Genomic DNA, 16,626 nt, shown 5'->3' on the forward strand with positions numbered 1-16,626 from the left:
TTAATGAGTTGCATTAATTATGAAGTTAAAACTTAGTAATGCTAGTAGTATAGAATGGATATTGAGGATTGCTATTAGTATGACTTTTTTAGGACATGGTATTTTTGCCATTAAGAGCAATCCCAACTGGATAAAGTATTTAGAATTTGTTGGCTTTTCGATTGAAAATGCTGAAAAAGTGATTGTAATTATTGGAGTAATAGATGTTCTAGTAGCAATTACAATACTTTTAAAACCTTATAAATATGTAATTCTATGGGCATTTCTCTGGACATTTTCTACAGCTTTAGTAAGACCGTTGGCTGGTGAATCAATTTGGCAGTTTGTAGAAAGAGCCTCAAATTGGGCAGTGCCGCTTACATTATTTTTTTTAATTAATATGAGGTCAAAAAATCAATTATAATGAACAAATTATTTTTTAAATTCAGAATACTAATACTCATAATCTTTATAGTTAATTGTAAAAATGATACACCTGAAGATGATATTTTTATAAGCAATTTTAATTCTTCTCAACCTAGGACATTCATTGGCCCAGAATATTGGTCAAATCCAATGCAAGATTGGCAAATAGAAAATGGAGAATTAAAATGTTTGGTCAGTAAAGCTAATAGGAATGTTCATATTTTGACAAAAAAGTTAGACACCGTTAAAGGAAATTTTAAAATGAGTGTTGAACTGAAGGTTTTGAATATTAGCGATAGTGTTAAAAATAATGATTGGGTTGGATTCAGTATCGGTTCAAAAGGAGAGTTTAACGATTTTAGGGATAATGCCATTTTTGGTAAAGGATTAAACTTAGGCATAACAACTAATGGTAATTTATTTATTGATAAAATACTAGACAATCAAGTTAACAAAGAAAATAAAAATACAATTCAAAGCGGAGCTAAATTAGAAGTTGAATTGAAATATTCAAATAATTCCTACCAATTGATTCTTTCACTTTACAAGCCAAATTCCAACAAATCAATTACACAAATAATTAAAGAAAATGTTGAAGCCGATAAATTAGCTGGTGATTTGGTATTGGTTAGTGATTATAACAGTAAAGGGCAAAAAAATAGTGATAAAGCAAGTGTTTCCTTTAAACATTGGAAAATATCAGGATCAAAAATTAAAACTTATAACGAAAATAAATTTGGACCAATATTATTTTCTCAATACACGTTGTCCAAAAATACACTAAAACTTACGGCTCAAATGGCTCCAGTTATTATTTACGATGAAAAAGTAAAACTCCAAATAAAAGAGGACGGTGATTGGAGTACAATAAGTGAATCTCATATCGATAAAAATGCACGAACGGCTACTTTTAAAATCGAAAAATGGGCGGTTGATAAAGATATTCCTTACAGATTAACTTATAAAATGGACAAGGGAGACCAGCCCAAAGAAGTTTCATATTGGGAAGGTATTATCCGCAAAGAACCCCTAGATAAAAACGAGATAGTAGTCGCAGGCTTCACGGGCAACGACCATCAAGGGTTTCCTAATACCGATATTTTTGAACAAGTTAAATATCATAATCCGGATATTTTGTTTTTCTCAGGAGATCAAATTTATGAACCGAACGGAGGTTTTGGAGCACAACGCTCCCCAATAGACAAGGCAATGTTAGATTATTTACGTAAATGGTACATGTACGGTTGGGCGTATAGAGATTTGCTAAAAGACAGGCCTACCGTTAGCATTACTGATGATCATGACGTTTACCATGGAAATATTTGGGGTGCTGGAGGTATAGCTACACCTTCTGATTTTGGACAAGGAGCTAAAGCACAAGATGCGGGCGGCTATAAAATGCCTCCAGAATGGGTTAACATGGTGCAACGTACACAAACTAGTCATTTACCAGATCCTTTTGATGCAGCCCCAGTTGCACAAGGTATTGGTACCTATTATACTGATATGGTTTACGGAGGTATTAGTTTTGCCATCTTGGAAGACAGAAAATTCAAATCAGCTCCAAAGGGGTTGCTGCCAAATGCACAAATAGAAAATGGATGGGCAATGAATAAAAAGTTTGATATGAAAAAGGATGGAGATGTGAAAGGAGCAAAGTTATTGGGCAATAGGCAATTATCGTTTTTAGACAAATGGTCAACCGACTGGAGCCAGCAAGCTCAAATGAAAGTGCTGTTGTCTCAAACAATTTTTGCAAATGTGGCAACCTTGCCCAAAGAAGCAATGTCTGGTGCAATTATTCCTACGTTGAGGATAATGAACGAGGGTGATTATCCGACTAATGACCGACCTGTGTCTGATTTAGATTCGAATGGTTGGCCACAAACAGGTCGCAATAAAGCTGTGGGTATTATTAGAAAAGGATTTGCTTTTCATTTGGCAGGAGACCAGCATTTAGGCAGTACGATTCAGTATGGTTTAGATAATTGGAACGATAGTGGTTTTGCTTTTTGCGTACCTTCAATTACCAATCACTGGCCAAGAAGATGGTATCCAAGTGAAGGAGGTAAGAACAGAAAACCGAATATGCCAAAATATACTGGAGACAACGAAGACGGTTTTGGTAATAAAATGACCGTTTATGCAGTTTCAAATCCACTATATACGGGACTAAAGCCAGAACGGATTTATGACAGGGCCGCAGGATATGGAATTGTCAGGTTAAATAAAAAGGAAAGAAAGATTACGATGGAATGTTGGCCGAGACAAGCCAAACCTCAAAATGGGGATACTAAACAATATCTAGGTTGGCCAATTACAATCAACCAAACACAAAATTACGATAGAGTGGAAACAGCTTTTTTACCTGAAATTATCATTCAAGGGCTGCATAATCCTGTGGTTGAAATTATTAAAGAATCAAGTAATGAAATTCTTTATTCAATTAGATTAAATGATAATTCTTTTACGCCAAAAATATTTAATCAATTCGAAAAATATACGGTTAAAGTTGGAGAACCCGATACTAATAGTTGGCAGACAAAAACAAACATTTCGCCAAGTAAAAACCCAATAATTTTTAATTTTAAAAAATAATACGACATTATGAATTCCAGAAGAAACTTTATCAAAAAATCCGCTATAGTAGGTGCGGGTATTTCCGTACTACCAAATATTACTTACGGTTTTAGTACTAAAAAGGACAAGCTAAAGGTTGGTTTGATAGGGGTTGGCTTAAGAGGTACTAACCATCTTAACAATTTTCTGCAACGCGAGGATGTCTTGGTAACGGCTATTTGTGATATAGACCCCGCTAGAATAAAAATTGCAGAAGAACATATTAAAAAACACAAAAGTCCTAAAGTACAAGTTTTTGGTAAAAACGATTATGATTACAGAAATTTATTGGATTTAAAAGAAGTTGATGCCGTAATTATTGCTACACCGTGGTTGTGGCATACACGTATGGCAGTTGACTCGATGAAAGCCGGAAAATATACAGGTCTAGAAGTTTCCGCTGCCAATACCTTGGAGGAATGTTGGGATTTGGTAAATGTGCATGAGCAAACGGGTTCGCATTTAATGATATTGGAAAATGTGAATTACCGTAGGGATATTTTGGCGGTACTTAACATGGTAAAACAAAATGTTTTTGGTGAAACGATACATTTTAGATGTGGTTATCAGCACGATCTACGTTTTGTAACGCTAAATGATGGAAAGTCCGCTTATGGTAAAGGTGTAGAGTTTGGTGAAAAAGGTATTTCAGAGTCAAGATGGCGTACACAACATTCGGTGTTGAGAAACGCTGATGTATATCCTACACATGGTGTTGGCCCTATAGCTGTTATGTGCGATGTTAATAGAGGTAACAGGTTTGTGTCTATGACCTCTCATGCCACCAAGAGCAGGGGCATGCACAATTATATTGTGGAGCATGGAGGTAAAGACCATCCGAATGCTAAAGTTAATTTTAAAATGGGAGATGTAATTACATCAACCATAGAAACCGCAAACGGCGAAACCATTATTGTAACGCATGATGTTCATTTACCAAGACCTTATTCTTTAGGGTTTAGAGTTCAAGGAACCAAAGGACTTTGGGAAGTTGATGGCAATCGCATATATATAGAAGGACAATCTGAAAAGTCGCACAGATGGGACAAAGCCGACGAATGGTTGAAAAAATACGACCACCCTTTATGGAAAAAATATGGCGAGCATGCTCAAGGTGCCGGCCATGGCGGAATGGACTATTTTGTAATCAATGCCTTTGTAGAATCCGCCAAAGAGAATATAGCACCGCCAATGGATGCTTATGATGCCGCGGTATGGAGTGCCATCACACCACTTTCCGAACTATCAATTGAAAATAACGGTGAGCCACAAGATTTTCCTGATTTCACAAGAGGGAACTGGATCAAAAGACAACCTTACAACTGGATGAAAGATACGTATTAATTTGTATTTTTGCGTTATCAAACGATAAATGAAATGCATAAAGACAAACCTGCGTTAGTGATTTTAGCTGCTGGAATTGGAAGCCGCTATGGAGGACTAAAACAATTAGATACATTTTCTCCTGAAGGTGATACCATTTTGGATTTTTCAATTTTTGATGCGTTGAGGGCAGGATTTGGAAAGTTTATTTTTATTATACGCAAAAGCATCGAACAAGAGTTTAAAACAGTATTCGATAAAAAATTAAACGGAAAAGCCGAAGTCGTTTATGTTTTTCAAGAGGTAGAAAATGTGCCGCAAGCCTATCAAAATATTGGTAGGCAAAAACCTTGGGGTACTGCTCACGCTCTGTTAATGGCTAAAGATGCGGTTAGCGAAAATTTTGCCGTTATTAATGCCGATGATTTTTATGGCAAAGAGGCTTTTGAGGTTATGGCCAACTATTTAATGGAAACCGATAGGAATTCTTACGAGTTTAGCATGATGGGTTATTTATTAAAAAATACGGTTTCGGATTATGGTTTTGTGTCAAGAGGTGAATGTAATGTTAATGAAGATAACCAACTAACTTCAGTTGTTGAGCGAACTCATATCGAAAAAATTGATAGCCGCTTGATGCGTAAGGATGATGATGGAAAGTTTATTCCAATTGATGAAAACACACCTGTTTCTATGAATTTTTGGGGGTTCACACCCAAGTATTTTGAATTTGGTGATGCACTTTTTAATGAGTTTCTAGAAGAAAATAAAACCAATCTAAAAGCAGAATTTTTTATACCGCTTGTGGTAAATCATATTGTAAATTCTAACAAGGCGACAGTAAAAGTATTAAAATCGAATGCTCAATGGTTTGGGGTAACTTATAAAGAAGATAAGGAGTTGGTTGAAAAAGAGATAGCCAAGTTAAAAGAACAAGAAACTTATCCTACTAATCTTTTTTAATATGCAAAGTAAGGAAATAGCATATTTATTTAACCAATTTGATCACGGTTCAGAATTTGAATCCTATTCTGAATTAAATTCTGGTCACATTAACGATACTTATCTCGTAAAAACCGCCCAAAAACCTTATTATATTCTACAACGTATTAATCATAATGTTTTTAAAGATGTTCCAGGGCTTATTGCAAACAAGGTAAATGTAAGCAGACATATTTCAGAAAAATTATCGCATCTATCGGAAGATGCGAGAATGCGAAAAGTACTCTCATTTATTAATGCTAAAAATGGTGAATTTTATTACATTGATAAAGATGGAAACTATTGGAATATGATGGTTTTTATTGATGAAAGTCAAACTTTTGAAACGGTAACAAAAAAAGAAATTGCATACGAGGGCGGAAAGTTATTTGGTCATTTTTTAAACCTAGCCAGTGATTTTGATGCTTCTAAATTGACTGAAGTTATTCCTAATTTTCACAGCATGACTTTTAGGTTCTCACAATTTGAGGATGCGTTAAGAATTGCTTCGCCCAATCGGTTAGACCAAGCCAAAGAATGTATTGAAAAGGCTGAGGAGTTAAGAGAGGAAATGCTCATTTTACAGCACTTAAAAGATGAAGGTAAAATCAAATTAAGAGTTACACATAACGATACGAAAATATCAAATGCTTTGTTTGATAAAAATAACAAAGGACTCTGCGTAATTGATACCGATACAGTAATGCCAGGAATTATCCATTATGATTTTGGCGATGCTATAAGAACCATTTGTAACACAGCTGCAGAAGATGAAAAGAATTTAGCGTTGGTAAATTTTAATATTGAATATTACCACGCGTATGTAAAAGGGTTTTTGGAAGAAATTGGTTCATCACTTACACCGTTGGAAAAAAAGTATTTGCCATTGGGTGCAAAAACAATGATTTTTATTATGGCATTGCGTTTTTTAACTGATTTTTTAAATAACGATGTTTATTATAAAACAGAGTATCCCGAGCACAATTTAAATCGTGCTAAAAATCAATTTAAACTGATTGAAAGTTTTGAAAAACACTTTACACCCGAAAAGGTGTAATTAATAAATTAATGTTTTAACGGATTTCTTGCAATAGTGAATAATCGGTCTATTTCTTTATTTTGACCAGTCACAAACAATAAAAAGAATAATGGTAAATTGGTTAAGTGAATTAGTAAAAGCCCTAATGTGTTGGAAATTTTCTTCATGATTTTGTTGTTTGGTTATATAACAATTATCTACCCAGCTTTCCTACCTCGATCTTAAAAATTTCATTGAAAAAGTTTAACTTTATCCAATTCTTTAAAACTAAACCTTTTCCAATGAAAAAAACACTTATCTTTTTTATAACATTTTTTGTTATATCAACAACTTCTATCGCTCAAAAATCCCCAAAGGTAAATCTTAAAAAATTAGACCAATATTATGCCAAAATGGTTAAGGGTTGGGACGTTCCGAGTGCAACTATCGGTATTGTAAAAGATGGTAAATTGGTGTTCACAGGCAGTTATGGAGTAAAAGAAATAGGTAAAACCGAAAAGCCTGATGCCAACACCAATTACGCCATAGCCTCAAATTCAAAAGCGTTTACAAGTGCTATTTTAGGAATGTTGGTTGATGAAGGTAAATTGAATTGGAATGATAAGGTAAAAGATTATTTGCCTTATTTTGCGGTTTACGATCCTTGGGTTAGTGCCAATGTTACCATAAGGGATTTGTTAAGCCATCGTGTAGGATTGGGTACTTTTAGCGGTGATGTGATTTGGTATAAATCAGATCTATCCGCAGAGGAAATTGTGAAAAGAGTTAAATACATTCCTAAGGCATTCGATTTTAGAGCAGGTTATGGATATTCAAATGTAATGTACATTACTGCGGGAGAAGTAATTCGGAAAATTACGGGTAAATCTTGGGCAGAAAATGTAAAGGAACGGATTTTCAATCCGTTGGGAATGGACAGAACGGTGACCAACCCGGATAAATTAGAAAACATTGGTAATTACGCCACGCCACATGGACGGGAAAACGACGTAAATATCCCGATAGACTGGGTAAATTGGGAAGAAATAGGTGCTTTAGGTGGCATTATTTCCAATGTAAATGATATCTCTAAATGGATGATTTTAAATTTGAACCATGGTGTTTTTAATAAAGATACCTTATTTTCAAAAAACACTAGAAATATGGTTTGGAGACCTCATAATAACCATTATATAAACCATACCAAAAAGAACGATTTTAACCGTCATTTTAATGGGTATGGATTAGGTTGGGGTTTGAGCGATTATCATGGTAATCTTAGAGTGGGGCATACTGGAGGTTACGACGGAATGATTACGGCAGTTACGATGATTCCAGATAAAAATTTAGGAATTGTGGTGTTGACCAACGGTATGAAAAGTCCTATAATGGCGGCAACTTATTATGGATTAGATCAATTCTTAGGTGTTGAAACGATAGATTGGTCAGCGAAGATGTTGGCGGACAGAAATAAAAATCAACAAGAAGATACAAGAGTTAGCGATAGAAAGAAGAAAAGGAAAATGAACACAACACCTTCCCTTGCCTTAGAAGATTATATTGGAACTTACAAAAGCGATATTTACGGAAATATCGTCATTTCTAAAAAAGGCGAGGATTTACGAATGGATTTTGAACATTCACCAGATTTATCGGCAACACTACAACATTGGCATTACGATGTTTTTGAAATTATATGGGATGTAAAACATGCTTGGTTTAATTTCGGGACGCTAAAATTTAATCTAGATAATAATTTAAAAGTACTGGGGCTTGATTTTGACGTACCTAATGATGATATTTTCTTTGAGGAGTTGAAACCGTATAGAGTTGAGTAGATACGAGATATTAGATTTGAGACGTGAGATATTTAAAAAACGGAAGATAGGAGGCAGAGTGTAAAATATTTGTAGGAAATTATATTAGACATGACGCGACCTGCAAGGTCTCAAAGACCTTGTAGGTCTAAAATGAAGACTAAATATTTTATAAACTTGTCAACTTTTTTACGATCTGACACTATTTGCATTAATCCACTAAACCTACCCATTCAGTAGGCGGGTCTGCGGGACAAAATTCACATTCAATGAATTCTTTCAATAGAAAAAAACATTGGGAAACGATTTATCAAACTAAAAATATTGATGAAGTAAGTTGGTATCAGCCGAAACCAGAAACATCTTTATTATTTTTTGAAAAGTACCAGATTGACAAAAACGCCAACATTATTGATATTGGCGGTGGTGATAGCTTTTTGGTTGACAATCTTTTAGAACTGGGTTATCAGAATATTACCATATTGGATATTTCAGAAAAGGCCATTGAAAAAGTAAAAAATAGACTAGGAAATAAGGCGAATCTTGTAGAATGGATAGTGAAAGATATTTCAAGTTTTTACCCAGCTGAGAAATACGAAGTTTGGCATGATAGAGCCGCATTTCATTTTTTAACAAGCGAAAATGATATTAGCCATTACGCAACAATTGCCAATAAAAATATAATAAAAAATGGTTTGCTGATTCTTGGAACATTTTCCGAAAAAGGACCTGAAAAATGTAGCGGAATTGAAATCAGACAGTATTCAGAACAAGAATTGTCAAATCAATTCAAAACGTCTTTTAAAAATTTAGAATGTTTTGCCATAGACCATCAGACACCTTTTGATACTACCCAGAATTTTGTTTTTTGCACTTTTAAAAAACAATAAACCCAGGATTCTAAAGTGTTTTATACCACGAATTCGCTAATTTTTATTGAAAATACCATCAGAAATATCGCACAAATTCCCTACCCCTTGGGAAGGGTTAGGGATGGGCTTCTCTTAAGCTGTCAATAAATCGCCATTACCTTTCGTTGCGAGGTTGGTTTTTCCCATTAAATAGATATCGACCTCCCTAGCGGCTTCCCTGCCTTCTGAAATTGCCCAAACAATTAAAGATTGTCCGCGACGCATATCGCCTGCGGCAAAAATATTTGGTACATTAGTTTGGTATTTTGGTGCTTTGTAGTTACTTCTAGCATCGGTTTCTAGACCTAATTGTTCGCTTAAAGTTGCTTCTGGACCTGTAAAACCTAGGGCAAGTAGTGCTAAATCGCACGGCCAAATTTTTTCAGTGCCTTCAATTTCTATAAGCTGTGGACGTTGACCTGGCACCATTTTCCACTCTACATTTATAGTTTTTAAGGCTGTTAATTTCCCGTTAGCATCGGTAATAAACTCTTTGGTGTTGATAAGCCAATTCCTTTCCACACCTTCTTCGTGTGAAGAGGATGTTTTTAATTGCAAGGGCCAAAAAGGCCATGGGGTTGTGGGTGAACGATGACCGGGCGGTTTGGGCATAATTTCAAAATTTACCACTGATTTTGCCCCTTGGCGATTGGAAGTTCCCACACAATCAGAACCTGTATCGCCACCACCAATAACAATCACATTTTTATCGGTTGCCAATACTTGATCTTTTACTTTTTGACCAAATAATACTTTGGTTTGCTGTGTTAAAAAGTCCATGGCTTGAACCACACCATTTGCATCAATACCCGGTGTGGGTAAACTACGCCTTACCGTAGCTCCGCCACATAAAACTACAGCATCAAATGCTTTCAACTCTTCAACACTATAATTTACTCCAACATTTACATTGGTTTTAAAAACAATTCCTTCAGCTTCCATAATTGCCAAACGACGATCTATAATTTCCTTTTCCATTTTAAAATTGGGAATTCCATAACGTAATAATCCACCAATAGCATCATCTCTTTCAAAAACGGTAACGGTATGTCCCGCTCTGTTCAATTGTTGAGCAGCCGCTAATCCCGCAGGACCGGAACCGACAACGGCAACAGTTTTACCTGTTCTTGTTTTTGGAGGTTGAGGTTTTATCCACCCTTCTTTAAATGCACGTTCAACAATATTTTTTTCAATATTCTCAATGGATACAGGATCTTCAATAATACCTAATACACAGGCTTGTTCACAAGGTGCAGGACATAAACGACCTGTAAATTCAGGAAAGTTGTTGGTAGAATGCAATATCCAAGAAGCCTTTTTCCACTCTCCCTGATGCACCATGTGGTTAAAATCAGGAATCAGATTACCAAGTGGGCATCCACTGTGGCAAAACGGAATTCCACAATCCATACAGCGTGAACCTTGTTTTTTAAGATCTGGTTCATCCAAGGGCACCGTAAATTCTTTATAATGTGTTACACGCTCTTTAACGGGTACGTAATTTTCATCTTGTCTTTCAAATTCTTTAAATCCTGTTATTTTTCCCATGACATTATGCTAATGTTAATTCTTCTACTATTTGCTCTTCTGTTTCCAAACGTTTTAAGGCACGCTTGTATTCCGTAGGCATTACCCGGACAAAATTGTTTAAGGTCGTACCCCAATCTGCCAATAATTCTTGACCTCTTTCACTGTCTGTGTAAAGGACATGCTTTTCTATCAATCTTTTTAAGTCAGCAGCATCTTCAGCGGAAATTTCTTCAAATTCGATGGTTTCCGTATTGCATAATCCGTTAATGAATTTGTTTTCGGGGTCGTAAACATAAGCAATACCACCACTCATACCGGCTGCAAAATTTCTTCCTGTTTTACCGAGTACAATTACTTTTCCACCCGTCATATACTCACAACAATGGTCGCCAACACCTTCAACAACCGCCGTTGCTCCTGAATTACGAACCGCAAAACGTTCACCTGCTATTCCGTTGATATAGGCTTCACCTTGTACGGCTCCAAAAAGACAAACATTTCCCACAATAATATTTTTTTCTGCCAAGAAATCGGCTTTTGCAGGCTTTTTTACAATTAATTTGGCTCCCGAAAGTCCTTTACCGAGGTAGTCGTTTGTATTTCCTTCCAATGTAAAGGTTAAGCCAGATGCTCCAAATGCTCCAAAACTTTGTCCGGCAGATCCGGTAAAATTGACATTCAACGTATCTTCTGGCAAACCTAAATGACCGTATATTTTTGAAATTTCGTTACTTACTATGGCTCCCACGGTACGGTTTATATTGTTGATAGGATACTGCAACGTCATTTTTTCTTTTCTGTACAATGCTCGATGAGAGTCTTTTAAAATTTTAAAATCTAAAACTTTATTTAAATTGTGATTTTGTTGTTCCGTATTTTTGACCGTCATTTGGCTGTATTCAGCTGGTCTGTGCAAAATGCTGGATAAATCCAACCCTTTGGCTTTGTAGTGTTTTATGGCTTTATTGGCATTTATTTTATGCGTTTGGCCCACCATTTCGTCAAGCGTTCTAAATCCTAACTGAGCCATAATTCCCCTTAATTCCTCTGCGATATAGTAGAAGAAATTGATAACGTGTTCTGGTGTTCCTTTAAAGTTTTTACGCAGTTCTTTGTCTTGTGTTGCAATGCCAACGGGGCAAGTATTTAAATGGCATTTACGCATCATAATGCAGCCAGAAGCTACTAAAGGTGCGGTTGCAAATCCGAATTCTTCAGCACCTAATAAAGCAGCGATGGCAACGTCGCGGCCCGTTTTTAACTGACCGTCACATTCTACTACAATTCGGCTTCGTAATTTATTCATTACCAAGGTCTGTTGTGCTTCGGCGAGTCCGAGTTCCCAAGGTAAACCTGCATGTTTTAATGAGGTAAGCGGTGATGCTCCAGTTCCACCGTCATAACCAGCAATAAGCACTACATCGGCTTTTGCTTTGGCAACTCCTGCGGCTATTGTACCTACACCAACTTCCGAAACCAGTTTTACATTTATCCTAGCTTCCCGATTTGCATTTTTTAAATCGAAAATTAGCTGTGCCAAATCTTCAATAGAATAAATATCATGGTGGGGCGGTGGGGAAATTAAACCTACATAAGGTGTTGAATTACGTGCCGCCGCAATCCATGGCAAAACTTTTTTGCCTGGTAACTGTCCGCCTTCCCCAGGTTTTGCACCTTGGGCCATTTTTATTTGAATTTCTCTAGCATTGGTCAAATAATGAGAGGTTACCCCAAAACGACCTGATGCAACTTGTTTTATTGCTGAATTACGACTATCGCCATTCGGATCTTTTTGAAAACGATTTCTATCTTCTCCACCTTCTCCAGAATTGGATTTTCCACCAATTCGGTTCATCGCAATGGCTAAATTTTCATGAGCTTCACGAGATATAGAGCCATAAGACATCGCTCCAGTTTTAAATCGTTTTACAATATCTGTCCACGGCTCAACTTCATCTAACGGAATTGGATTTAAGTTGTCAAACTCAAACAAACCACGAATGGTCATTAGGTTTTGAGATTGTTCGTTAATGGCATTAGCGTAGATATCATAACTTGTTTGGTCACTCAACCTTACGGCTTGCTGTAACTTTGCAACTGTAGTTGGGTTGAACAAATGTCTTTCCCCATTTCGTCTCCATCTATATTCACCACCTATATTTAAGCCTAATTTTTTATCGATTTTATTATCGGGATAGGCATTTTTATAGCGTTGATTGATTTCTTTTTCTATTTCGTACAAACCGATTCCTTCAATTCGAGATGCAGTATAAGGAAAATACTTCTCCACAAATTGAGAGTTGAACCCTACTATTTCAAAAATTTGAGAACCTCTGTAAGATTGCAACGTTGAGATCCCTATTTTATTCATCACCTTTAATACGCCTTTACCAATGGCTGTATTAAAATTATCAACAGCTTTTTGCTCGTCCATGCCCGTAATAAAACCTTCTTTTACTTGCATTCTGATAATTTCGTTAACCATGTATGGATTGATGGCACTTGCACCATAACCAAATAAGGTTGCAAAATGATGCGGTTCGCGAGGCTCAGCAGATTCAATAATAATATCGAAATAAGAACGCTTACGCAATCGGTTTAATTGATGGTTTACATAAGAACACGCCAGTAAAGCTGGAATTGGGGCAAATTCTTGATTTACACCTCTGTCCGACAATATGATGATATTTGTTTTTCTGGTGATAGCTTTTTCAACCTGTTTGATGATATCTTCCAAAGCATCTTCCAGTCCGTTCAATCCTTGTGCTTTTGGATATAGCATCTGTATAGTTTCTGCTTTAAAACTCTCGATGGAAATAGATCTGATTTTCTCTAAATCCGCATTAGAAATAACAGGGTTTTGAATGTTAAGTTTTCTGCATTGCCTTTCTGTTATACTGAATATATTTCGGTCCTTACCAAGATTTAAACTAATATCCGTTACAATTTTTTCGCGAATACCATCCAATGGTGGATTGGTAACTTGGGCAAATAATTGCTTAAAATAATTTGAAATTAGTTGTGGCCTGTCTGATAAAACTGCCAAAGGCGTATCAATACCCATAGAGCCAAGAGCTTCCTTGCCCACAATAGCCATGGGTGTAATTACTTCTTGAATATCTTCAAAAGTGTAATTGAACAAACGCTGTCTTGTCTTTATGTCAATGGTCTCTATAGAACAAGTTTCATTGTTGTAAGGTATATCCTTCAAATGCAATCTGGTTTTGTCCAGCCACTCTTTATATGGCCTTTCAGAGACAATTTTATTTTTTATTTCTTCGTCTTCAATGATGCGGCCTTCGTTCATGTCCACCAAAAACATTTTTCCAGGTTCTAGTCGACCATGACTTTTAACGTCTTCTGGTGCAATATCAACTACGCCAATTTCAGAAGACATGATTAGTTTTCCACTTTTGGTAACTGTGTATCTTGATGGTCTTAATCCGTTTCTGTCCAATAAAGCACCAATATAATCACCATCTGTGAAGGGTACCGAAGCAGGGCCGTCCCAAGGTTCCATAATGCAACCATTATATTCGTAGAACGCTTTGCGTTCAGGTAACATTGTTTTATGTTTTTCCCATGCCTCAGGTATCATCATCATCATAATTTCGGGTAATGATCGTCCTGAATGTGTTAGCAATTCCACGACCATATCCATAGAGGCAGAATCGGATTTTCCCGGTAAAATAATGGGGAACAATTTATCTATCTGATTGCCAAAAACATCACTTTTCATTATCTCTTCACGTATCCGCATTCTACTAACGTTTCCGCGTAGCGTGTTAATTTCTCCATTTTGACACATATAGCGGAACGGTTGTGCAAGCTCCCAAGTGGGCATTGTATTGGTTGAAAACCGTTGATGTACCAGAGCCAAACGTGTTACCAAATCTTTTTGTTGAAGATCTTTATAGTAAGGTCCAATATCTTCAGGCATGATAATGCCTTTATATATTAAAGTAGTATTTGATAAACTTGGCAGGTAAAAATAATCGCTTTGCGACATTTTTGATTTTCTTATGGCATGTTCGGTAATTTTTCGAGCCATATACAGTTTAGCCTTAAAAGTGGCCTCGTCAATGTATTCTGTTTTTCCGATAAAAATTTGCTCAATATTGGGTTCAGAAGCTAGTGCTATTTCCCCTAATTGTGAAGAATCAACAGGAACATTTCTCCATCCCAAAATGGAAAGCCCTTGAGCGGCGATTTCCGTTTCAAAAGTGTCTTTACAAAATTTATACTGATTCTCATTTTTTGGTAAAAAAACCATCCCCACAGCGTACTCTCTTGCTTCGGGAATTTCAAAACTGCAAACCCTTAGGAAATATTCATGTGGAATATCGATCAGTAATCCAGCACCATCCCCAGTTCTACCATCTGCACTTACACCGCCTCGATGTTCTAGTTTTACTAGAATTTCCAAGGCATCATGTATAATTTGATTTGTCTTTTCTCCTTTTAGATTACATATAAATCCTGCTCCACAGTTTTCATGTTCAAATTCCGGTAAGTATAATCCTTGTTGCTCCATAAAGTATTGTTAGACCAACAAAATTACGTAAAAAGATAGGAATAATTTGTATTAAACAACAGTATAGTATAAATAATGCGGTAAAAACAAAATGTTTCTAAAAATAATTAAAAATGATAAATTTTATAGTAATTTTATTATCATATTGACAATGTACAAAACAAGAATACACGGCCAAACAAGCGTTTAGCCGCGTAAATCTAAAAACTCAAACTTACCTAACTTAAATATATTATTTTTTTAATGTTCGTTCATTCTAAAATCAGGATAGGCATCCATTCCATGCTCAAAACCATCTAAACCTTCCAATTCTTCACGTTCAGAAACTCGGATTCCAACTGTTTTCTTTAATGTGAATAGTATAATGAATGATGTAACTAAACAAAATACAGCGTAAGATGCCACACCAATCAGCTGGCTAACGAATTGTGCACCACTTGCTAATTCTCCAAAAATACCAACAGCTAAAGTACCCCAAATACCACAAATTAAGTGTACTGCAATTGCACCAACAGGGTCATCCAATCTTAACTTGTCTATAAAAGCTACACCAAATACTATAATAGCACCACCAATACTTCCTATAAGTATGGCATCTGTTGGACTCATCTGATCTGCACCAGCGGTAATCGCTACCAATCCACCTAAAATACCATTTAAAAACATGGTTAAATCATAGTTTTTGTACATTAATGTAGAAACTATAAATGCAACAACGCCACCTGCAGCAGCAGCTAAACTGGTAGTTACCAATGTTAATGAAGTCAATCCAGGGTCAGCGGACAATACTGAACCTCCGTTAAAACCGAACCATCCTAACCATAGAATTAATACACCAGCAGTTGCTATTGGTATGTTATGGCCTGGAATAGCTTGTGGTTTACCATTTTTAAATTTACCGATTCTCGATCCTAATAACCATACTGCAACTAATGCTGCCCAACCACCAACTGAGTGAACCAAAGTTGAACCTGCAAAGTCATAAAATGGAGTTTCCATGGCATCTAAGAATCCACCGCCCCATTTCCATGAACCTGCAATTGGGTAAACGATACCAACATAAATAACTACAAATGCCATAAATGGACCAATTTTAATACGTTCGGCAACTGCACCAGAAACAATAGTGGCAGCTGTTGCGGCGAACATCCCTTGAAAAAGGAAATCTGTCCAATAGGTATAGCCTCCATCCGCATATAAAGAACCATCCGCATTGGTAAATGAATTTTGCATGTCTCCCAATCCTATTCCAAAATTTGGCCATGCTATAAATCCGTTAAATTCACCTGGATACATTAAATTGAACCCAACCAAGCAGTATAATAATAAACCTACTGTGATAATAAATATATTTTTAAATAAAATGTTCAATGTGTTTTTCTGTCTAGTTAGCCCGATTTCCAATAATGAAAAACCAAGGTGCATAAAAAAGACAAGAGCTGTACAGACCATCATCCATACATTATTTATTGTTAAAAGTTCCATAGT

Annotated in this window: 11 protein-coding genes; 7 read left to right on the plus strand and 4 right to left on the minus strand. The window is 36.1% G+C overall.

Translation table 11 applies throughout. From position 1 onward, the window contains the following. Window positions 1-19: 19 nt before the first annotated feature. The 5 genes from UMM65_RS12420 to UMM65_RS12440 are packed head-to-tail and all read left to right on the plus strand — an operon-like array spanning window position 20 to window position 6,385. The gene (locus tag UMM65_RS12420) at window positions 20-403 is read left to right on the plus strand and encodes a hypothetical protein (RefSeq protein ID WP_321976919.1); all 384 of its coding nucleotides are present in this window, start codon (window positions 20-22) and stop codon (window positions 401-403) included. Further along, the gene (locus tag UMM65_RS12425) at window positions 403-3,003 is read left to right on the plus strand and encodes an alkaline phosphatase D family protein (RefSeq protein WP_321976920.1); all 2,601 of its coding nucleotides are present in this window, start codon (window positions 403-405) and stop codon (window positions 3,001-3,003) included. The genes UMM65_RS12420 and UMM65_RS12425 overlap by 1 nt, the downstream gene beginning before the upstream one ends. A gap of 9 nt (window positions 3,004-3,012) precedes the next feature. After that, on the plus strand, window positions 3,013-4,368 hold the full coding sequence (locus UMM65_RS12430; RefSeq protein WP_321976921.1) for a Gfo/Idh/MocA family protein: 1,356 nt from the start codon (window positions 3,013-3,015) through the stop codon (window positions 4,366-4,368). Between the two features lie 33 nt (window positions 4,369-4,401). After that, window positions 4,402-5,310 carry a sugar phosphate nucleotidyltransferase gene (locus UMM65_RS12435; RefSeq protein WP_321976922.1) on the plus strand — a complete coding sequence of 303 codons (909 nt, stop codon included), beginning with the start codon at window positions 4,402-4,404 and terminating at the stop codon, window positions 5,308-5,310. A gap of 1 nt (window position 5,311) precedes the next feature. Beyond that, window positions 5,312-6,385 (plus strand): phosphotransferase enzyme family protein, encoded by a 1,074-nt coding sequence (locus UMM65_RS12440; RefSeq protein ID WP_321976923.1) that lies wholly within the window; start codon window positions 5,312-5,314, stop codon window positions 6,383-6,385. An 8-nt stretch (window positions 6,386-6,393) separates the two neighbouring features. Here UMM65_RS12440 and UMM65_RS12445 read toward each other — a convergent pair whose 3' ends face one another. Then, window positions 6,394-6,534 (minus strand): hypothetical protein, encoded by a 141-nt coding sequence (locus UMM65_RS12445; protein ID WP_321976924.1) that lies wholly within the window; start codon window positions 6,532-6,534, stop codon window positions 6,394-6,396. 114 nt (window positions 6,535-6,648) lie between these two features. On the opposite strand from UMM65_RS12445, the gene UMM65_RS12450 reads away from it, so the two are divergent. Both UMM65_RS12450 and UMM65_RS12455 read left to right on the plus strand, forming a co-directional pair. Then, window positions 6,649-8,184, plus strand: coding sequence for a serine hydrolase (locus UMM65_RS12450; RefSeq protein WP_321976925.1), 1,536 nt, complete (start codon window positions 6,649-6,651; stop codon window positions 8,182-8,184). Window positions 8,185-8,432: 248 nt separating this feature from the next. Further along, a complete protein-coding gene (locus tag UMM65_RS12455; RefSeq protein WP_321976926.1) occupies window positions 8,433-9,053 on the plus strand; it encodes a class I SAM-dependent methyltransferase in 621 nt (206 codons plus the stop codon). 114 nt (window positions 9,054-9,167) lie between these two features. Here UMM65_RS12455 and UMM65_RS12460 read toward each other — a convergent pair whose 3' ends face one another. The 3 genes from UMM65_RS12460 to UMM65_RS12470 all read right to left on the minus strand — a co-directional run bounded on the left by UMM65_RS12460 (window position 9,168) and on the right by UMM65_RS12470 (window position 16,623). Continuing rightward, window positions 9,168-10,622 carry a glutamate synthase subunit beta gene (locus UMM65_RS12460; RefSeq protein WP_321976928.1) on the minus strand — a complete coding sequence of 485 codons (1,455 nt, stop codon included), beginning with the start codon at window positions 10,620-10,622 and terminating at the stop codon, window positions 9,168-9,170. Between the two features lie 4 nt (window positions 10,623-10,626). Continuing rightward, entirely contained in the window at window positions 10,627-15,138 is a 4,512-nt protein-coding gene (gene gltB, locus UMM65_RS12465) for a glutamate synthase large subunit (protein WP_321976930.1), read from the minus strand. Window positions 15,139-15,378: 240 nt separating this feature from the next. Beyond that, entirely contained in the window at window positions 15,379-16,623 is a 1,245-nt protein-coding gene (locus tag UMM65_RS12470; RefSeq protein WP_321976932.1) for an ammonium transporter, read from the minus strand. Between the last annotated feature and the right edge of the window lie 3 nt (window positions 16,624-16,626).

The organism is Aureibaculum koreense (genome assembly GCF_034296135.1).
Taxonomy (GTDB): domain Bacteria; phylum Bacteroidota; class Bacteroidia; order Flavobacteriales; family Flavobacteriaceae; genus Aureibaculum.